18 protein-coding genes are annotated in these 19130 nt (G+C 72.5%); 8 read left to right on the top strand and 10 right to left on the bottom strand.

Annotated features, from left to right (window positions below; all coding sequences use genetic code 11):
* Positions 1-114: 114 nt before the first annotated feature.
* Positions 115-705: a Uma2 family endonuclease gene (locus HZS56_RS02060; protein WP_216718888.1), complete on the top strand. Its 591-nt coding sequence runs from the start codon at positions 115-117 to the stop codon at positions 703-705.
* A 16-nt stretch (positions 706-721) separates the two neighbouring features.
* On the opposite strand, the gene HZS56_RS02055 is transcribed toward HZS56_RS02060, so the two are convergent.
* The 6 genes from HZS56_RS02055 to rsmI all read right to left on the bottom strand — a co-directional run bounded on the left by HZS56_RS02055 (position 722) and on the right by rsmI (position 7259).
* Positions 722-1618, bottom strand: coding sequence for a 4-(cytidine 5'-diphospho)-2-C-methyl-D-erythritol kinase (locus tag HZS56_RS02055; RefSeq protein ID WP_216718887.1), 897 nt, complete (start codon positions 1616-1618; stop codon positions 722-724).
* A 15-nt stretch (positions 1619-1633) separates the two neighbouring features.
* Entirely contained in the window at positions 1634-2551 is a 918-nt protein-coding gene (gene rsmA / locus HZS56_RS02050) for a 16S rRNA (adenine(1518)-N(6)/adenine(1519)-N(6))-dimethyltransferase RsmA (RefSeq protein WP_216718886.1), read from the bottom strand.
* A 603-nt stretch (positions 2552-3154) separates the two neighbouring features.
* Entirely contained in the window at positions 3155-4585 is a 1431-nt protein-coding gene (locus tag HZS56_RS02045) for a resuscitation-promoting factor (protein WP_216718919.1), read from the bottom strand.
* Positions 4586-4822: 237 nt separating this feature from the next.
* Positions 4823-5722: a TatD family hydrolase gene (locus HZS56_RS02040; RefSeq protein ID WP_216718885.1), complete on the bottom strand. Its 900-nt coding sequence runs from the start codon at positions 5720-5722 to the stop codon at positions 4823-4825.
* A gap of 41 nt (positions 5723-5763) precedes the next feature.
* Positions 5764-6201 carry a hypothetical protein gene (locus HZS56_RS02035; RefSeq protein WP_216718918.1) on the bottom strand — a complete coding sequence of 146 codons (438 nt, stop codon included), beginning with the start codon at positions 6199-6201 and terminating at the stop codon, positions 5764-5766.
* 209 nt (positions 6202-6410) lie between these two features.
* Positions 6411-7259, bottom strand: coding sequence for a 16S rRNA (cytidine(1402)-2'-O)-methyltransferase (rsmI, locus tag HZS56_RS02030; protein WP_216718884.1), 849 nt, complete (start codon positions 7257-7259; stop codon positions 6411-6413).
* Positions 7260-7355: 96 nt separating this feature from the next.
* On the opposite strand from rsmI, the gene HZS56_RS02025 reads away from it, so the two are divergent.
* Entirely contained in the window at positions 7356-9101 is a 1746-nt protein-coding gene (locus HZS56_RS02025; protein WP_216718883.1) for a dolichyl-phosphate-mannose--protein mannosyltransferase, read from the top strand.
* Here HZS56_RS02025 and HZS56_RS02020 read toward each other — a convergent pair.
* Complete coding sequence (locus HZS56_RS02020) at positions 9098-9682, bottom strand: TetR/AcrR family transcriptional regulator (RefSeq protein ID WP_216718882.1); 585 nt, start codon at positions 9680-9682, stop codon at positions 9098-9100. The two genes, HZS56_RS02025 and HZS56_RS02020, sit on opposite strands and share 4 nt — an antisense overlap.
* Before the next feature lie 120 nt (positions 9683-9802).
* Here HZS56_RS02020 and HZS56_RS02015 point away from each other — a divergent pair, with 120 nt between their 5' ends.
* A complete protein-coding gene (locus HZS56_RS02015; RefSeq protein ID WP_216718881.1) occupies positions 9803-10975 on the top strand; it encodes a saccharopine dehydrogenase family protein in 1173 nt (390 codons plus the stop codon).
* A gap of 223 nt (positions 10976-11198) precedes the next feature.
* Here HZS56_RS02015 and HZS56_RS02010 read toward each other — a convergent pair whose 3' ends face one another.
* Positions 11199-11777 (bottom strand): TetR/AcrR family transcriptional regulator, encoded by a 579-nt coding sequence (locus tag HZS56_RS02010; protein WP_216718880.1) that lies wholly within the window; start codon positions 11775-11777, stop codon positions 11199-11201.
* A gap of 120 nt (positions 11778-11897) precedes the next feature.
* Here HZS56_RS02010 and HZS56_RS02005 point away from each other — a divergent pair, with 120 nt between their 5' ends.
* Positions 11898-12344, top strand: coding sequence for an anthrone oxygenase family protein (locus tag HZS56_RS02005; RefSeq protein WP_216718879.1), 447 nt, complete (start codon positions 11898-11900; stop codon positions 12342-12344).
* Here the strand turns inward: HZS56_RS02005 and HZS56_RS02000 are convergent.
* Positions 12316-13395 carry an SDR family NAD(P)-dependent oxidoreductase gene (locus HZS56_RS02000; protein ID WP_253913564.1) on the bottom strand — a complete coding sequence of 360 codons (1080 nt, stop codon included), beginning with the start codon at positions 13393-13395 and terminating at the stop codon, positions 12316-12318. The genes HZS56_RS02005 and HZS56_RS02000 overlap by 29 nt on opposite strands.
* A 135-nt stretch (positions 13396-13530) precedes the next feature.
* Between HZS56_RS02000 and HZS56_RS01995 the strand changes: the two genes are divergently transcribed.
* Positions 13531-13803, top strand: coding sequence for a hypothetical protein (locus tag HZS56_RS01995; protein WP_253913563.1), 273 nt, complete (start codon positions 13531-13533; stop codon positions 13801-13803).
* A 49-nt stretch (positions 13804-13852) separates the two neighbouring features.
* On the opposite strand, the gene HZS56_RS01990 is transcribed toward HZS56_RS01995, so the two are convergent.
* The gene (locus tag HZS56_RS01990) at positions 13853-14959 is read right to left on the bottom strand and encodes an ABC transporter substrate-binding protein (RefSeq protein WP_216718878.1); all 1107 of its coding nucleotides are present in this window, start codon (positions 14957-14959) and stop codon (positions 13853-13855) included.
* A gap of 278 nt (positions 14960-15237) precedes the next feature.
* Between HZS56_RS01990 and HZS56_RS01985 the strand changes: the two genes are divergently transcribed.
* The 3 genes from HZS56_RS01985 to HZS56_RS01975 all read left to right on the top strand — a co-directional run bounded on the left by HZS56_RS01985 (position 15238) and on the right by HZS56_RS01975 (position 19111).
* Positions 15238-15519: a hypothetical protein gene (locus HZS56_RS01985; RefSeq protein WP_216718877.1), complete on the top strand. Its 282-nt coding sequence runs from the start codon at positions 15238-15240 to the stop codon at positions 15517-15519.
* Between the two features lie 165 nt (positions 15520-15684).
* Positions 15685-17301 carry a penicillin-binding transpeptidase domain-containing protein gene (locus HZS56_RS01980; RefSeq protein WP_216718876.1) on the top strand — a complete coding sequence of 539 codons (1617 nt, stop codon included), beginning with the start codon at positions 15685-15687 and terminating at the stop codon, positions 17299-17301.
* 136 nt (positions 17302-17437) lie between these two features.
* Entirely contained in the window at positions 17438-19111 is a 1674-nt protein-coding gene (locus HZS56_RS01975) for a penicillin-binding transpeptidase domain-containing protein (RefSeq protein ID WP_253913595.1), read from the top strand.
* Positions 19112-19130 lie beyond the last annotated feature (19 nt).

Below are 19130 nucleotides of genomic sequence, written 5' to 3'. Positions count from 1 at the left end.
CCTCCGGGGGGTGGGGGGACGCGGGCGGGGGCGGTCACTCTTTGTGGTGACGTGTGACGTATCCCCCGGTTACCTTGGAAGGCAGGCAGCAGGATCCCGTCCATGGGAGGAACCATGACCGCCGAGTCCGTTGAGCAGCCGCGTTGGCCGATGCCGCCGACGGACGGTTACACAGTGGACGACCTGTTCACGCTGCCTGATCTCCCGCGACACACTGAGTTGATCGACGGGAGCCTGATTCTTGTGAGTCCACAGCGCTGGTTCCATTTCACGGCTATCGACCTACTGGTGAGCGGCTTGCGGAGCACGATTCCGCCGCATCTCAAGGTCGCCCGCGAGATGACGGTCGTACTGGACCGGCGCAACGGTCCTGAGCCGGACATCTCCATCATCAAGGCAGAGGCGAGACGAGGGCCCCTCCAGACGCGTTTCGAGGGCGACGAAGTCGTGATGGCGGTCGAGGTGATCTCGCCGGAGTCCGAGTCACGAGACCGGCACACCAAGCCGCACAAGTACGCCACGGCGGGGATTCGCCACTTCTGGTTGGTCGACATGGTCAGCCCGGACAGCCGTCCCGTGATCCAGGTGTACGAACTGGGACAGACCACAGGCACCTACGCGCTGACCGGCATTCATCACGACCGAATCAAGGTCGACGTCCCCTACTCGATCAACATCGACCTCACCGCCATCGACGAGCTCTGACCTGGGCCGAGCTCCCTCACACCACCGTCGCCCCCGCCGCCGCCCCCACCGCGGTGCGCACGTCGCGGCAGGTGCCCGAGGCCCGCAGGACCCCGGCGATGTCGGAGGCGGACCGGGCGTCCGGGGCGAGGAAGGCCGTCGTCGGCCCCGAGCCCGAGACCAGCGCCGCCAGCGCGCCCGCCGCCCGCCCGGCGGCGAGGGTGTCGGACAGCTCGGGGAAGAGGGAGAGGGCAGCCGGCTGGAGGTCGTTGGTGACGGCGACGGCGAGCGCGGCGGGGTCGCCCTTGGCGAGGGCGTCGAGCACCGCCTGGTCGGCGGCGGGCTCGGGAATCTCCAGGCCCTCCCCCAGCCGGTCGAACTCACGGAAGACGGCCGGCGTCGACAGCCCCCGCGCGGCCAGCGCGAAGACCCAGTGGAAGTCGCCCCCCACCTCCAGCTCCGTCAGCCGCTCGCCCCGCCCAGTGCCCAGCGCCGCCCCGCCGACCAGGCTGAACGGCACGTCGCTGCCCAGCTCGGCGCAGATGCCGAGCAGTTCCTCGCGACTGGCGCCGGTGCCCCACAGGGCGTCGCAGGCGAGCAGCGCGCCCGCGCCGTCGGCACTGCCGCCCGCCATGCCGCCCGCGACGGGGATGTCCTTGGCGATGTGCAGGTGGACGTCGGGTGCGCGGCCGTACCGCTCGGCCAGGGCGAGGGCCGCGCGGGCGGCGAGGTTGGTGCGGTCCAGGGGGACCTCAGCGGCGTCCGGGCCCTCGCAGGTGACGCGGGGCCCGTCGGCGGCGGGGGTCGCGGTGATCTCGTCGTACAGGGAGACCGCGAGGAAGACGTTGGCGAGGTCGTGGAAGCCGTCGGCGCGCGCGGCGCCGACCGCGAGCTGGACGTTGACCTTGGCGGGGACGCGGACCGTCACGCTCACTTGCTCGTCACTCCCCTACTGCTCGTACTGCCCGGGCTCGGCGACACGGGACTTCTTGTGCTCGGCGACACGGGACTCCTTGTGCTCGGCGATACGCGCGAACTCTTCCACGGTCAGCGCCTCGCCACGCGCCTGCGGCGACACGCCCGCGCCGACGAGTGCGGCCTCGGCGGCGGCCGCCGACCCGGCCCATCCGGCGAGCGCGGCCCGCAGGGTCTTGCGGCGCTGGGCGAACGCGGCGTCGACGACGGCGAACACCTCGCGCCGGGAGGCGGTCGTCCTCAGCGGTTCCGCCCGCCGGACGAGTGACACGAGACCGCTGTCGACGTTCGGCGCGGGCCAGAAGACGTTGCGGCCGATCGACCCGGCGCGCCTGACCTCGGCGTACCAGTTGGCCTTCACGGACGGCACGCCGTACACCTTCGAGCCGGGTCCGGCGGCGAGCCGGTCGGCGACCTCGGCCTGGACCATGACGAGGGTGCGCTCGATGCTCGGGAAGGTGTCGAGCATGTGCAGGAGGACGGGGACCGCCACGTTGTAGGGCAGGTTGGCGACCAGCGCGGTCGGGGCGGGGCCCGGGAGGCCGGTCACCCGCATCGCGTCGGAGTGCACGAGCGCGAACCGGTCGGCGCGCTCCGGCAGGCGGGCGGCGACGGTGGCGGGCAGTGCGCCGGCGAGTACGTCGTCGATCTCGACGGCGGTGACCCGGTCGGCGGTCTCCAGCAGGGCCAGGGTGAGCGAGCCGAGACCCGGACCCACCTCGACCACCACGTCGTCGGGGCGTACCTCGGCGGTGCGGACGATACGGCGGACCGTGTTCGCGTCGATCACGAAGTTCTGGCCGCGCTGTTTGGTGGGGCGTACGCCGAGGGCGGCCGCGAGTTCACGGACGTCGGCGGGGCCCAGGAGGGTGTCGGGGGCGGGGCTGCTCACTCCGCAAGGGTAGCCGGGGGCGCGAGGGCCTCCGGCCGGCCGCGGGATCGTCCGGGGCCCGCCGCCGGTCGCCGCTGGGTGCCCTCCGGCCCGACGCAGGGGCGCCGCTGGGTGCCTCCGGCCCGTCGCAGAGTCGCCTGCGGCCCGCCGCCGGGGCGCCGCTGGGTCGCTCCGGGTCGCCGCAGAGCCGGCTCCGACCCGTCACCAGCCACCGCAGGGCCACCTCCGACCAACCGCAGGGGCGCCGCAGAGCCACCTCCGACCCGCCACAGGAGCGCCGCTGGGCCCGCTCCGGATCGCCACCGGATCGCCGCAGAGCCGCCTCCGACCCGCCACCGGAGCGCAGCAGAGTCACCTCCGGCCCACCGCCGGAGCGCCGCTGGGCCCGCTCCGGATCGCCACCGGATCGCCGCAGAGCCGCCTCCGACCCGCCACCGGAGCGCCGCAGAGTCACCTCCGGCCCACCGCCGGAGCGCCGCTGGGCCCGCTCCGGATCGCCGCCGGATCGCCGCAGAGCCGCCTCCGACCCGCCACCGGATTGCCGCCGGGTCGCGCCTGGTCGCCGGACGTCCGGCGCACTCCCGCGGCCGCCACCGGCAGGCCTCACCCCCGCAGGCGGGCGCCGCAGTGCGGCCAGGAACTGGCGCCGCTGCGGACGTACAGCTTCTTCGCCCGGTACGTCTGCTCGGCGGGCGGCGCGTCCTCGGGGCGGCCCTCGCCGCCGAGGCCGTGCCAGGTGGCGGCGTCGAACTGGTACAGGCCGCCGTACGTGCCCGACGGGTCGACGGCGTCCGGGCGGCCGCCCGACTCGCAGGCCGCCAGCGCCTGCCAGTTCAGGTGGCCGGCGCCCTCGACGGAGGCCGGCCGGGGCCGGGTGCCGACCCGCACGATCTGCGGGCGGGCCTCGCGCACCACCTCCGTGCGCAGCCGGCGCGGTTTCTCCCGTACGCCGTTGACGGTGCGCACGGCGTAGGTGGTCCGGCGCAGACCGGGGCGGCCCGCCTGCTGCACGACCTCGGTCCCCCGGTAGAGCGAGGAGTCCTCCGTGCGCCGGGCGGCGAAGGGGATCGGGTCCTCGCGGACCTCCTGGGAGCCGGTGATCCGCAGCACGGTGATCGTCTGCCCGTCGCGGGGGAAGGCGGTGGCGGGGACGGAGGTGGTGTCCTCGCCGCGCAGGGTGACACCGGCCTGCTCGACGGCCTCGCCCACGCTCGCGGCGTTGGTGCGGACGGTGCGGGCCCGGCCGTCCGCCATGACCGTGACCACCCGCTCGGTCCGCACCACCAGGGCCAGCCCCGTGCGGCCGATGCGCCGCGCTCCCCCCGTGGACAGGTACGCGCCCTCGGTCCGCACGCCGAGCTGCCGCAGCGCCCCGCCCACCGTCTCCGCGGTCGTCCACACCTGGCGCCGGTGGCCGTCGAGGGTGAGCAGGAGGGGCCGACCATGGCGGACTGCGACGTCCTCGCCGGTGGTCAGCGGGGTGCCGGGGGCGGGGAGGATCACGTCGTGGGCGCCGGTCTCGACGCCCTGTTCGGCGAGAAGCTCGGTGACGTCGTCGGCGAAGGTGTGCAGGGTGCGCGGCGTGCCGTCGACGGTCAGCTCGACCGCCTTGTCCTTGGCGACGAAGGCACTGGTGCCGCCCGCGAGGAACGCCACGACCAGCGCGCGCGGCAGCAGCCGGCGCAGGGCTCCGTCCGCCCGCCCGCTCTCCCGCGGGCGGCGCCGGCTCCCGGCCCGCGGACCGTCGACGGGCGTACGCGGGGCGGCGCCCTGCGGGGGCAGCGCGGGCGCGGTCGGCTCGTGGACGGGCACCGGACGGGTGCCGCCGAAGCGCTCCCCACGGGCCCCGCCGCGGGCGTTCCCGTACGGGAGGGTCGGGGCGTTGTGGAGGTCGTACGGTGCGAGTGCGAGGTGGGCGTCGTACGGTGCGGGCCGCTCGTACGGCCCCGGGTGTCCGTACGGTGCGAGGTACTCGTACGCCCCCGGGTGCTCATACGCCCCGGGGTGCGGGTGCGGCCCGGGAGGCTCGTACATCCCGGGATACCCGTACACCCCGGGATACCCGTACACCCCGGGATACCCGTACGCCCCGGGATACCCGTACGGCCCGGAGCACGGGTACCCCTCGGACACCGCGGTGGTCTCGAACTGCTGCGTTCTGCTCACGCCGGCACACTCCTGGCGCCCGGGGGTCCGGTTCGGGCCCCCAGAACCTAGCGGAGCGTCCGTCACTCTCCCAAGCGGCCCGACTACCCAGCGTGGCGCGCCCGCTCACGCGCCCGCGTACCCGAAGGCGCGTGCCGTGTTCGCTGCGAGGGCGGCGGCCAGCGTGTCCTCGTCGACGCCCCGCACCTCGGCCATCGCCCGCACCGTGACCGGCACCAGGTAGGGGGCGTTCGGCCGCCCCCGGTAGGGCACCGGCGTCAGGAACGGCGCGTCGGTCTCGACCAGGACCAGCTCGGAGGGGGCGACGGCGAGGGCGTCGCGCAGGTTCTGGGCGTTCTTGAAGGTGATGTTGCCCGCGAAGGACATGTAGTACCCGGCGCTCGCGCAGGTCTCGGCCATCTCGGCGTCGCCGGAGTAGCAGTGGAAGACGGTGCGCTCGGGGGCGCCCTCCTCCTTGAGGATGCGCAGGACGTCGGCGTGGGCGTCGCGGTCGTGGATGACGAGGGTCTTGCCGTGCCGCTTGGCGATCTCGATGTGGGCGCGGAAGGAACGCTCCTGCGCCTCCTTGCCCTCGGGCCCGGTGCGGAAGTGGTCGAGGCCGGTCTCGCCGACGCCCTTGACCTGCGGGAGTGCCGCGAGCCGGTCGATCCCGGCCAGCGCGTCGTCGAGCGCCGCGTCCCCGCCGGGCTGCCGCGCCCCCTGCCTCGACCAGCCGTCGGGATCCCCGTGCACGATGCGCGGCGCCTCGTTGGGGTGCAGGGCGACCGTGGCGTGGACGGCGTCGTACGCGGCGGCGGTCTCGGCGGCCCAGCGGGACCCGGCGAGGTCGCAGCCGACCTGGACGACGGTCGTGACGCCGACGGAGGCGGCCTTGGCGAGCGCCTCGTCCACCGTGCCGGACTGCATGTCGAGGTGGGTGTGCGAGTCGGCGACCGGTACCCGCAGGGGCTCGGGAAGCGGGGGCGCGGCGTTCTTGTCGGGCCGGCCCGAGGCGTTCGAAGGCATGCTCCCGATCCTACGAAAGCCCCGGGCGGCTCCTTGCCGGGTCAGCTCGCCCGGCGGTGGAGGTGGAGGGCGTGCAGCAGGTCGCTCAGGTGCCGGCGCCCGCGTCCGTCGGAGAGCCCCGGCGCTCCCGGCCCGGGCGTCTCGGGCACGAGGGGCACCTCCAGCGGGCCGGCGGGCGGCACCCGGTGGGAGCCGTGGGAGGCGCCGCGCACGGAGGCGACCCGGCCCGGGCGCATGATCCGTACGACGTGGTTCTCGCAGGTGGGGCAGGTCGGCCGGGTCAGCGGGGAGGGCACGACGCGGCCGTCCGCGACGTAGCGCACGAACTCGTTCCCGTCGGCACCCCTGTGGTGCTCTATCTCGAACGACTGCTCCCAGCCGTGCCCGCAGCGCATGCAGGCGAAGGAGTACGACTCGTGGACGACGGCAGTGGCACCGGCGTGCGCCCCGGTCCGTGCCGCGCTCTCGCTCATGCTCATCCCGGCTCCCTCCATGCTCATCCCGGCTCCCTCGGGTGCGTTCGCTTCTCCTCCTGCCAGTGGACTCCTCCACGGAGGGGAAAGCACCGGGTGCGGCCGAGTATTTGAGGCGTTTTGGGTCGCCCTTGGCAGGAGCACCCGCAAGGTCAGGCCCGGGTCAAGCCAAACCCTCCGGATCCCCTCGCACCCCCTGGGCGATACCTCCTGTCTCACACCCCCGCGTTCTTCGCCGCCACCACCGCGTCGAACACGTCCCGCTTGGGCAGCCCGGCCTGCGCGGCCACCGCCGCGATCGCCTCCTTGCGCCGTTCCCCCGCCTCCTCGCGCGTCCGCACCCGGCGCACCAGCTCCTCGGCGCCGATCTCCTCGGGCCCCTTGTCCGGCGCCCCCTCGACCACGACGGTGATCTCGCCCCGCACCCCGTCACCGGCCCACGCGGCGAGCTCCCCCAGCCCACCGCGCCTGACCTCCTCGTACGTCTTGGTCAGCTCCCGGCAGACGGCGGCCCGGCGGTCGGCGCCGAAGACCTCGGCCATGGCGGCGAGGGTGTCGTCGACGCGGTGCGGGGACTCGAAATAGACGAGCGTCCGCCGCTCCTCGGCCACCTCGCGCAGCCGGGTCAGCCGCTCGCCCGCCTTGCGGGGCAGGAAGCCCTCGAAGCAGAACCGGTCCACCGGCAGCCCGGACAGCGCTAGCGCGGTGAGCACGGCGGACGGTCCGGGTACGGCGGTGACGCGGACGCCGCGCTCGACGGCGGCGGCGACCAGCCGGTAGCCGGGGTCGGACACGGAGGGCATCCCGGCGTCGGTCACCAGCAGCACGCGCGCGCCGCCGGCCAGCTCCTCGACCAGCTCGGGGGTGCGGGCGGACTCGTTGCCCTCGAAGTACGACACGACACGCCCGGCGGGCGCCACTCCGAGCGCCTGGGTGAGCCGGCGCAGCCTGCGGGTGTCCTCGGCGGCGACGACGTCGGCGCCGGCCAGTTCCTCGGCGAGCCGTGGCGGGGCGTCCCGGACGTCGCCGATGGGGGTGCCCGCGAGTACAAGAGTTCCAGTCACTCCCCCATCCTCCCAGCACCGTCCGGACGCGCCCCGGAGCGCACCGGTGGGGGCCATGCGCGGGACGCGCACAGCACCGTTCCCTACGATGGCGCGGTGACCAGTACCGCGTCCTCCACGGACACCCGGCAGGGCCAGGCCCCGCACGACGAGCGGCCCGCCTGGCAGCAGCGGCTGCGCCGCTTCGGCTACCCGGCGGGGCCCTCGGCCGGCGACGTCCACGACCGGCTGGTGCCGCCGTACACGAGCCCGAGTCCGCGCCTGTGGGCCTTCCTGGGCCTGTCGAAGCCGCTCAGCGACCGGATCCTGCGGTGGTCGGCGTGGGGCGGTCCACTGCTGGTGGCGCTGTTCGCGGGTGTGCTGCGCTTCTGGAACCTGGGCAGCCCGAAGGCGGTGATATTCGACGAGACGTACTACGCCAAGGACGCGTGGGCGCTGATCCACCGCGGTTTCGAGGTCAACTGGGACAAGAACGCCAACGACCTGATCCTGAACTCGGGCGGCGACGTCCCGATCCCGGCCGACGCGGCGTACGTCGTGCATCCGCCGGTCGGGAAGTACATCATCGGCCTGGGCGAGCTGCTGTTCGGTTTCGACCCGTTCGGCTGGCGCTTCATGACGGCGCTGCTCGGCACGCTGTCGGTGCTGCTGCTGTGCCGGATCGGGCGTCGCCTGTTCCGCTCGACGTTCCTCGGCTGCCTGGCGGGCGCGCTGATGGCGGTGGACGGCCTGCACTTCGTGATGAGCCGCACGGCGCTGCTGGACAGCGTGCTGATGTTCTTCGTCCTCGCGGCCTTCGGCTGCCTGGTCGCCGACCGCGACTGGGCCCGCGGGAAACTGGCCGCCGCGCTGCCCGTGGACGCCGACGGGATGGTCCGCCCGGACGCGGACGTCGCCGAGCGCTTCCGCTTCGGCTGGCGCCCGTGGCGCCTGGCGGCGGGCCTGATGCTGGGCCTGGCCCTGGCCACGAAGTGGAACGGCCTCTACATCATGGCGGCGTTCTGCGTGATGGCGGTCCTGTGGGACGTGGGCACCCGCAGGGTCGCGGGCGCGCACCGCCCCCACCTGTCGGTCCTGAAGTACGACACGGGCTGGGCCTTCCTCTCCACGGTGCCCGTCGCGCTGGTCACGTACCTCCTCTCCTGGCTGGGCTGGATCCTCTCCCCCGCCGACGGCACCGGCGGCTACTACCGCGACTGGGCGGCGACGGACGGCAGCGGCAGCTCCTGGTCGTGGCTGCTGCCCGACTGGTGGCGCAGCCTGTGGCACTACGAGACGCAGGTCCTCGAATTCCACACCCACCTGACGTCACCGCACACGTACCAGTCGAACCCGTGGAGCTGGATCGTCCTGGGCCGCCCGGTCTCCTACTTCTACGAGTCCCCGTCGCCCGGCTCCGACGGCTGCCCGGCCGACGCGGGCGAGAAGTGCGCCCGCGAGGTGCTGGCCCTGGGCACACCGCTCCTGTGGTGGGCCGGCTGCTTCGCCCTGCTCTACGTCCTGTGGCGCTGGGTCTTCCGCCGCGACTGGCGCGCGGGCGCCATCGCCTGCGGCATCGCGGCCGGCTACCTCCCCTGGTTCCTCTACCAGGAACGCACGATCTTCCTCTTCTACGCCGTCGTCTTCCTCCCCTTCCTCTGCCTCGCGGTGGCGATGCTCCTGGGCGCGATCATCGGCCGCCCGGGCTGCAGCGACACCAGACGCGTGGCGGGCGCGACGGGCGCGGGCGTCCTGGTCCTCCTGATCGCCTGGAACTTCATCTACTTCTGGCCGCTGTACACCGGCACGGCGATCCCGATGGAGGACTGGCGGTCGCGGATGTGGCTGGACACCTGGGTCTAGTAGCGACCGGTGTCGACGTCTGCGGTGAGCGTGTCCCGGAGCGACGCGGCGACCGTGTGGAGACAGGTGGCGAAGTCCTTCTGACCGTGCGCGTCGGTCCAGCGGTCGAAGGCGTTCTGCATGGCGATGGTGGCGATCTGCGCCACCAGTTTCGCGCTGTCGTCGTCGACGCATCGCTGCAGGAGCGCGTCGTGGATCGCGCCGGTGACCGCGGCGGACTTGGTGCGCTCCCGCTCCTGGAGCTCCGGGCTGGAGGCGATCACGGCGCGGCGTTCGGCGGTGCGGTCGAGGTGTTCGACGAGGGTGGCGCCGACCTGGGCGAGGGCCTCGAGGGTCACTGACAACGGGGAGGCGGCCCGGCTGACGTCGAGGACCGCCTCACGGATCGCGACGGGCAGCCGTTCCGAGCCGGCGAACAGCACTTCGCGCTTGTCGGGGAAGTAGCGGAAGTACGAGCGGCGGGTGATCCCGGCCCGCTCGGCGATCTGCGTCACGGTCACGTTGTCGTATCCGTGCTCCGTGTACAGCTCGAGCGCCGCTCGGGTGAGGCGTTCCTCGGTTCCGGGGTCCCATCTGGCCATGGTCCGACGATAACAAGTGATGTCCCAGTGTGTCATCAGTGCTAGAGTCGGTGATGACACAGTGAGACATCACTGAGCGGCCGGACGACCGCTTCGCCCCGGAACGGCAGGAGCACACCCATGACCGACACCACCCACAGCGCACGATCCGGAGAGACCGGAGAGACCGGAGAGATCTGGATCCTCGGCGCCGGCGGGCGGATCGGAGGCGCCGTCGCCGCGCACCTCGCCGCCCAGGGACTCAGGCCGGTTCTGGTCGGACGCGAAAGCAGCGGCGACCGGCTGCGCGACACCGCCGCGGACCTCGGGACGCGCGCTGTCGTCGTCGACGGCGCTCATGGCGCCAACGGTGCCAACGGCATCGACGGCATCGCGGCGGAGATCAGCCGGCAGCGGCCTGCCGTGGTCTTCAACGGCATCGGCAACTACGCCGAGACGGCCCCGGTCCTCGCCAGGGCGTGCATGCCCGGCGGCCACTACCTCGACCTGGCCGCGGACCTGACCGCCGTCCCCCGCCTGCTCGGCCTGCATCAGGAGGCCGAAAGGGCGGGCAGCACGCTGGTGACCGGCTCCGGCTTCGGCGTGCTGGCCACCGAGGCCGTCGTCATCCGGCTGTGCGAGGGCCGCCCGGCTCCCGCCGCCGTACGCGTCGACGCCCTGGCCTCCGTGTCCCTGGCCGCCGGAGTCGTCGGCGGCGCCTTCGCCGCCTCGATGATCGACACGTTGGCGACCGGCGGACGCCGCTACTCGGACGGACGCATGGTCACCTCACGCCTCGGCGCCGATCTGCAGAAGCTCACCCTGCCCGACGGCCGGCGGGCGAAGTCCGCCGGTGCTCCCACGGCCGAGCTCATCGCCGCCCAACGGGCCAGCAAGGCACCGTCCGTCACGGTGACCACCGGAATGGCCCCCACCTCGCCCGTCATGCGGGCCCTGGCCCCGCCGGCCGGAAAGCTGCTGTCCGTCGGGCCGCTGCGACGCTTCGCCGTCGGCCAGATGGCCAAGGCCAAGATGAAGGAGACCCCGCGCCCGCGCCGGCACTCCTGGGGGCACGCGGTCGTCACCTGGCCCGACGGCACCCACCGCGAGGGCTGGCTGCGCGCCGACGACGGCATGGACTACACCGCCTCGGTGGCAGCCGCGGTGGCCGCCAGGCTCGCCCGAGGCGAGGGCCGACCGGGCGCCTACACACCCGGCGCCCTGTTCGGTGCCGACCTCGCCGAACAGGCGGGCGGACAGTTCCTCCTGCCCGACATGACCCACCCCACTCCGGACGGGGCAGCCCTCGGCTGAGGGGCTGCCCGCATCTCGTCTCTCATCCCGACACCCGGCCGGCGCCCGCGACAAACGCTCCCCCATCGACCGACCCGAGCTCGGCCCCGAGCCGTCCGGCCGGACTCGTACATGTCGCAGGCTCACCCGCATCGCAGGCTCATCCACGTCATCGGCTCCTCGGCGTCATCGGCTCCTCGGCGTTCGCATCAAGACGCCGAGTACCGACCGCCGGGACGGTGTGTCACACCACGGCGAGCCGGTCCACCAGTAGCTCCACCCTCCGCCCGGCGTCCTCCGGCGGCAGCCGTCCCGCCCGGGTCAGGGTGGCCAGGCCGTGCAGGGCCGCCCAGAACACCTCGGTGAACAGCCCCGGATGGACACCGCCCCCGGCGACCCGGCCGAGGCTTTCCAACAGGGCGGCGAAGGCGTCCTTCAGCGGCTCCGGCGTGTCCTCCTGCGCGAACGGCAGGCCGCCGTCGAGCCGGAACATGGCGTCGTAGACCGCCGGGTTGGCCTCGGCGAAGTCGAGATAGGCGCGGGCCAGCGCGGTGACCCCGGCCCGGGGGCCGTCCGCGGCAGTGGTCGCGGCCCGCAGCGCCGCTGCCATCTCGGCGGCGCCCTCGAGCGCGACGGCGCCGATGATCTCGCGCTTCCCGCGGAAGTGGCTGTAGAGGACGGGCTGGCTGTACTCGATGCGCTCGGCGAGCCGCCGGGTGGTGACCGCGTCCCAGCCCTGCTCCTCGGCGAGTCCGCGGGCGGTCGCCACGATGAGGCGCTCACGGCCCGCCCGCTCACGCTCCTTGCGTTCCTGTACCGACATGACGTGACCCTAGCACCGCTAGACAATCGAGCGGCAGCAGTACTAGCGTTGCTGCATTATCTAGCACCGCTAGATCCGGATCCCGAACGGGATCCCGAGCCGGATCCAGAAGGGATCACCATGCTCACCGCACTCGAGGTCTGCACCACCGTGATCGTCGGCCTGATGGTCGGGGTGGAGTTCGCCGTCGCCTTCGTCGTCAACCCGATCCTCAACGCCCTCCCCGACGACAGCGCCCTGCTCGGCCGCGCCCACGGGGGCCGGATGCTCGGCGCCCTGATGCCGGTCTGGTACGTCGCTTCGCTCGCCCTCACCGCGGCCTGGGCCACCACCGCACGGGGCGAACCCGGCGCGAAGCTCGTCGTCACCGCCGCCACGCTCCTGCTCCTGAGCGTGATCATGTCGGTCGCCCTGCTCGTCCCCATCAACAACCGGGGCAAGACCTGGACGCCCGAGAACCGCCCCGCCGACTGGAAGGAGCAGGTGACCCGCTGGGACCGCTACCACTACGCCCGCGTGGGCGTCATCATCGCCGCCTTCACCCTGCTCGCCGCCGCCCTGGCGTGAGCACCCGGTCCAGCAGACGGTCGGGAAGGAAGCGCGCGAGAGGGATGGTGAACGCGGCATCCGTGCCGAGCGTGTACCGCGTGCGCGGCCGAGCCACCGTGACCACTCGGGCAACCTTGGCCCCGGCTTTCGCCGCGGGCACGGCACGCTTCAGGAAGGCGGCGTTCGAGGCGACGGTCGATTCGACGAGGGCGCCGTACAGACGCCGGTGCTCGGCGCTCATCCGGCCTGCGAGTTCGAGGGAGACGTCTCCGCTGCGGGCGGCCATCTCCGTTCGCACGCCGCCCGGCTGGACGACGACCACCTGCACGCCCTGCGCCCTGACCTCACGGCGCAGGGCGTCGCTCGCGGCTTCGAGCGCGAACTTCGTCCCCGCGTAGGCACCGAAGATCGGGAGGGCGGCCACCCCGCCCACGGAACTGATGTTGACGATCCGGCCCCGACTCCGCCGCAGATACGGCAGCAGCTTCTGGATGACGGCGATGTGCCCGAACAGATTCACCTCGAACTGCTCCCGCCATACATCGAGCGGCAACACCTCGACCGGCGCGTTGACTTCGATCCCGGCGTTGTTGACGAGCGCCCGCAGCGCACGCCCCTCGGGATCCCCGGCGATCCGCTCCGCGAGCGCGTCGACATGCTCGGGAACGGTGATGTCCAGGGTGACCGGCTCGACACCTGCACCCCGAACGGCGTCGGCCTCGCGGTCGGTACGCACCCCGGCAAGAACGTGGTAGCCCATCGAGGCGAGTTCGCGCGCCGTCGCGGCCCCTATACCCGTCGAGGCCCCGGACACGACGACGAGTTCGTTCTTGCGCGCAGAGGCCATGGCGGTGGCGCCTTTCAGGGAGGATGCGCACGCCGACTCGACGAGCCGACGCGCAGAACCGGACACCACTTCAATGTAGATACTGCAAACAATGTAGTCAACGACTACACATCGCTCGGCAAACCGGGAAACGGGCCCACTCCCGTCCGTGAAGAGCACAGCACTCCGCCCGTGCACGCCGGTCCCGGGCAGCACCCGTACGCCGTCCGCCCTGTCGTTCATGACGCCACCCCGGGCAGGCATGGATGTCACGGGTGTCGAGGTCGACGCCGTACGTGGCACCAGAGGATGTCGCGACGCAGCCGCTGGATGCGGACTTTCCCGTCGTCGCGGCTGGTCACCAGAACACGACAGCAAATGTCCTCACGACCGGCACAGCGCCTGCGGTTCGAGGTGGTGCTGGAAGGCGTCCGGGTGCCCCGGCCCGGGCTGGGACGGCCGCCTACCCGGCCTCGCCGGGGACGCGCCGACAAGGCGTACGCCTCTGCCAAGAACCGCGCCCACCTGCGCCGACGTGGGATCCGCCGCGCCATCCCGGACAAGGCCGACCAGGCGGCCAACCGCAAGAAGCGCGGCTCGCGCCGCTACGAGGCGGCCGTCCTCGTCGCTGCCATCAACGAGTGGCTGTGACCGGCACTTTCCAAGTTCGGCAGATCTGGGCAGTTGGACTCCCCTGCTCTCAGCCGCCGTGGAGGGTCCGAAAGCGGTCGGGTTCCGCCGGGTCCCGATCAACGACTTGGACTGGTGTCCAAGCCCATTGCCAAACGCTGATGCCCGGTGTGCGGGAGAACTGGATCGGCCTGCGGGTGCCCTCGACCGCCACGAGCGGCCATGACTCGGCGATGACCGCCCGGTCCGTGCCGTGGGAACGCAGCACCGCGGCGAGGACGGCGACGGTGTCCCAGCCCTCGAAGGCGACGAAGGAGGGCGCTTCGCCAAGCCGCTCGCGGAGCTCCTTCCCGACGCGTTCACCGAGCGGACCGAGGCGCTCGGGCAGGTAGCGCAGGAACGGGATCCCGGCGCCGCCCTCGCCCAGCGCCGCGGCCCATCCGGCGAACTCCGGTTGTCCGGCCGGAGCGCCGATGAGGATCTCCGCGAGCCGCCGGTCGCCCCGGACGGCCCGGACGATCGGCACCGCCGGCTCCGGATGGCCGACCAGTAGTAGGAGCGCGGTCGCGCCATGGTCGACGAGCGCGTCGCACAGGGCCTCGGGCGTGAGCGTCGCGTCGAGTTCGAGGACGGTGCCGTCGTGGGGAGCGAGGTGCTCCCGCAGGACGCGGGTCCCGGACGCCCAGTAGACGCTCGGCTGGGTCGCCACGGCGATCCGACGCCGACCCGCGCGGAGGAGGAAGTCCGCGTAGATCCGCCAGCCGTAGGACTGGGCCGGGGCCAGACGCGCGACCCACTCCGTCGGCTCCTCGGTGAGCGTGTCGAGCACCGCGGACGAGCAGAGAAACGGCACGCCGAGGGCGTCGGCTCGGGCGGCGGCGGCGCGGGCGACCACGCTGTGGTACTCACCCACCACGGCGGCCACGCCCAGGTGTGCCAGTTCGTCCACGGCCGCCGCAGCCCGCTCCGGATCGGCCGCGGTGTCCCGGACCACCAACTCCAGTGGTCTGCCGTCGATCCCGTCGGCGTCGTTGACCTCGCGAACGGCCAGGTCGAGTCCTGCGAGCAGGTGTCGGCCCGCCTCGACCCAGCCGGGCCGCGTCAGCGGGACGAGAGCACCCAGGCGGATGGACGACCCGTCTGTGTGCTCCGCTCCGGACGGCGGGGGCGTGTCCATCGTGTGTCGTCTCCCCTGGGACGATGCGGTCGCGATCCGCCCGGATCTCGCGCCGGCCGCTGACGGTGCGGGATCATCACGTCCCGCCGAGGCAGGCGCGCCCGGGTGATCATGCCGGTCATTGAATCCAATACCCGCGCCCCTAGGCAACCGAGATCTCGCTCGCTGAGCCGCCAAGATTCTTCGTCATCGGCACCAGCGAGGGCCTGCATCCAGAAGGTCACTTCCGAACACGCTCTACTGGGCGTCTCAGTTGCCTGCAGGCCATAGCCGAGTCCATGTCCGGCCGCTCCCCCGTGCGTACCGTCGGCGAACTGCGTGCCACCCTCACGACGGGCCGCGGCCTCCCTGACGACGCCGGCGATTTCGAGGCCGGGCCGGCCCGTGAGCTCCACCGCGCCGATCCCGCCGGCCTCTCCGGCGTCGTCCGCCTCGTCGAGGAGTACCGCCGCCGGGTCATCGCCCGGCAGGACCCGGTCTTCGGTTCCTCCGTCGCCGCAGCCGTTGCCGAGATCCGGGCGGCCCGGAGGAAGAGCCCCGTGACCGACGGTCGGCGGTAGGGCACCGCCGAGAAGGGCGTCCCGCCCCCGTGTCTCCGTTGGGCCACCAAACGGAAACACCCGTACCGTTGTTCACTTTGTACGCATAGGCTGAACCGCTACCGCTTCTGAACGCGTTCAGGAGGTGGACGCACGGTACGAAGGTCTGGCTGGGAGGGACTGTCGATGGCCAAGGGGGTGAAGGTCGCCGTCATAGGCGGGGTGTTCGCCGTGATGGTGGGCGGGGCCGGGTACGGCGCCTACAACGTCGTGTCGGCGTTGGGCGGTGACGGAGGCGGGTCGGCCAGGAGCGGGCCGCCGAGTTCGGACGAGGTCCGGGAGACCACGGAGGAGTTCTTCGCGGCCTGGGAGAAGGGCGACGCGACCGCCGCGGCGTCGCACACCAACAACTCCTCGGCCGCCGGGACGCTGTTCACGGCCTACGGCGACGCGGCGCACATCGGCGACGTCGAGATCACGCCGGGGGCGGCCAGTGGGGCCTCCGTGCCGTTCACGGTGAAGGCCGAGGTGTCCTACGAGGGGACGACCAAGCCGCTCAGCTACAAGAGCAAGCTGACCGTGGTGCGCGGGGAGACCAGTGGGCGGGCGCTCGTCGACTGGGAACCGTCGGTCGTGCATCCGGAGCTGAAGGACGGGGACACGCTCGTCACCGAGAAGTCCGAGACCCCGCAGATCGAGGCCGTCGGGCCGGACGGCGACGTGCTGAGCAAGGAGAAGTACCCCTCGCTGGGGCCGGTGCTGGCCACGTTGCGGGAGCGGTACGGGTCGAAGGCCGGCGGCACTCCGGGCGTGGAGCTGGCGGTCCGGCACACGACCAGGGAGGTCCCGGACACCCCGCTGCTGACGCTGACCGAGGGCGAGCCGGGCAAGTTGCGGACGACGCTCAGCGCGAGCGTGCAGGCGGCGGCCGAGAAGGCCGTCAAGCGGTACGGCGAGTCGTCGGTCGTCGCGGTGCAGCCGAGCAGCGGAAAAGTCCTGGCCGTCGCCAACAACCGCAAGGACGGCTTCAACGCCGCCTTCCAGGGACGGGTCGCGCCCGGGTCCACCATGAAGATCATCACCGCCGCCATGCTCATCGACAACGGCGTGGCCTCGATGAACGGGCCCGCGCCCTGCCCGGACACGGCGACCTGGCAGAGCCAGACCTTCAAGAACCTCACCGGCATGAAGGCCAACCCGAGCGCGACGCTCGCCAACACCTTCATGCGTTCCTGCAACACCGGATTCGTCAAGCTCGTCGACGAGAAGCCGCTCACCGACTCCTCGCTGACCGAGGAGGCCGAAAAGCGCTTCGGGCTCGGGCAGGACAACTGGCAGACCGGCGTGGTCACCTTCGACGGCAGCGTGCCCGCCTCCGGCGGCCCGGACCGCGCCGCCAACGCCATCGGCCAGGGCCAGGTCCAGATGAACCCGCTGAACATGGCCTCCGTGACGGCGACCGCGATCACCGGCGAGTTCCGCCAGCCGTATCTCGTCGCCTTCGACCTGGACGACCGGGAGCCGGCCACCGCCGAGGGCCTGCCGCAGGGCACGGCGAACCAGCTCAAGCAGATGATGCGGCTCACCGCCACCCAGGGCACCGCCGTGGCCGCCATGTCCGGTCTCGGCGGCGACATCGGTGCCAAGACCGGGTCGGCCGAGGTCGACGGGCAGACCACCTCCAACAGCTGGTTCACCGGCTTCCGGAACGACGTCGCGGCGGCGGCGATGACGGAGGAGGGCGGCCACGGCGGCGACGCGGCCGGGCCGATCGTCGCAGATGTGCTACGAGCCGGAGGCTGAGGCAACCGGGCCGCGGTCAAGGACCTACTGTGGACGGGTCGTTGGAAGTGGCTGAAGAGGCAGGCATCGGCAGGAGGGCTCCTTGGGCCCTCCGGATCCGGGCGCCGCGGAGGAACGGGACGCAGTGGGCAGCAGAATGGGCGCCGGCGAGCGGCGCAGGACGAAACCCGCCGTGATCGGCGGTGTGGCCGCGGTGCTCGTGGCCGGCGCCGGTTTCGGTGCCTACGCGGTGTACGGCGGTGAGGCCGAGGCCGAGGACGGCGCGCGGACCAAGTCCGCCGCGGCCGAGGAGAAGGTGAAGACGGGCCCGCTGACCGCCACCGAGGTCACCGGCACGGCCCAGCGGTTCCTGACCGCCTGGCAGCAGGGCGACGTGGCCACCGCGGCCGACGCGACCGACGACGCCGAGGCCGCGAAGGCCCTGCTCACCGGCTACGGCAAGGACGCCCGTATCAAGGACGTCACCCTCACCGCGGGCACCCCGGCCGACGGCAAGGTCCCGTTCTCCGTCAAGGCCACGGTCGCCTACGAGGAGACGTCGAAGCCGCTGGCGTACGACAGCGCGCTGACCGTCGTCCGCCGGGACGGCGACGGCGAGCCCCGCGTCGACTGGCACGCCGCCGTGGTCCACCCCGAGCTGGAGGACGGCGACAAGCTGGTCACCGGCAAGGCCGGGGACCCGCCCGTCAAGGCCGTCGACCAGGACGGCGGTGAGCTGACCACCGACAAGTACCCCTCGCTCGGCACCGTCCTGGACGGCCTGCGCGAGAAGTACGGCGACAAGGCCGGCGGCACCCCCGGCATCGAGCTGCGCGTCGTCCGCGAGAAGGAGAAGGGCGAGAACGGGAAGGAGGACGCGGAGGCCGACAAGACCCTGCTGGAGCTGAGCAAGGGCACGCCCGGGACCGTGAAGACGACCCTCGACCCCGCCCTCCAGGCCGCCGCCGAGAAGCAGGTGGACGGCAAGAAGCAGGCGTCGGTCGTGCTGATGCGGGCCTCCACCGGTGAGATCCTCGCCGTCGCCAACGGCGGCCACGGCTTCAACACCGCCTTCCAGGGTTCGCTGGCCCCGGGCTCCACGATGAAGGTCATCACCGCTTCGATGCTGCTCGAGAAGGACCTGGCGTCCGTGAACGAGAAGCACCCGTGCCCCAAGTACTTCACCCACGGCGGCTGGAAGTTCCAGAACGACGACGAGTTCGAGATCAAGGACGGCACCTTCAAGGCGAGTTTCGCCCGCTCCTGCAACACGGCCTTCATCAGCCAGGCCCCGGAGCTGAAGGACGACGACCTGACCAAGCAGGCGAAGGAGGTCTTCGGCCTGTCGATGAACGACTGGGCGGTCGGCGTCCCCACCTTCGACGGCCGGGTGCCGGTGGAGAGCCAGGCGCAGATGGCCGCGGCCCTCATCGGGCAGGGCGGGGTCCGGATGAACCCGCTGAACATGGCGTCGGTCTCCGCGACCGTGAAGTCGGGCAGCTTCCACCAGCCGTACCTGGTCGCCCCGTCGGTCGACGACCGTGAACTCGCCACCGCCTCCCGCACGATGTCCGGCGCCACGGTGGGCGCGCTGCGCGAGCTGATGTCCTACACCGCCGCCGCCGGAACCGCCGCCGAGGCGATGGCCGGGGTCAGCGGTGACGTCGGCGCCAAGACCGGCTCGGCGGAGGTCGACGGGCAGGAGAAGCCCAACGGCTGGTTCACGGCGTACCGGAACGACGTCGCCGCGGCGGGCGTCGTCCAGCAGGGCGGGCACGGCGGCGAGACCGCGGGCCCGATCGTCGCGGCCCTCCTCAAGGCGGCCGGCTGACCCACGGCACCCGACCGAC

The organism is Streptomyces mayonensis (assembly GCF_018982965.1).
Taxonomy (GTDB): domain Bacteria; phylum Actinomycetota; class Actinomycetes; order Streptomycetales; family Streptomycetaceae; genus Streptomyces; species Streptomyces mayonensis.
This window is presented reverse-complemented; position numbering and strand designations above follow the sequence as displayed.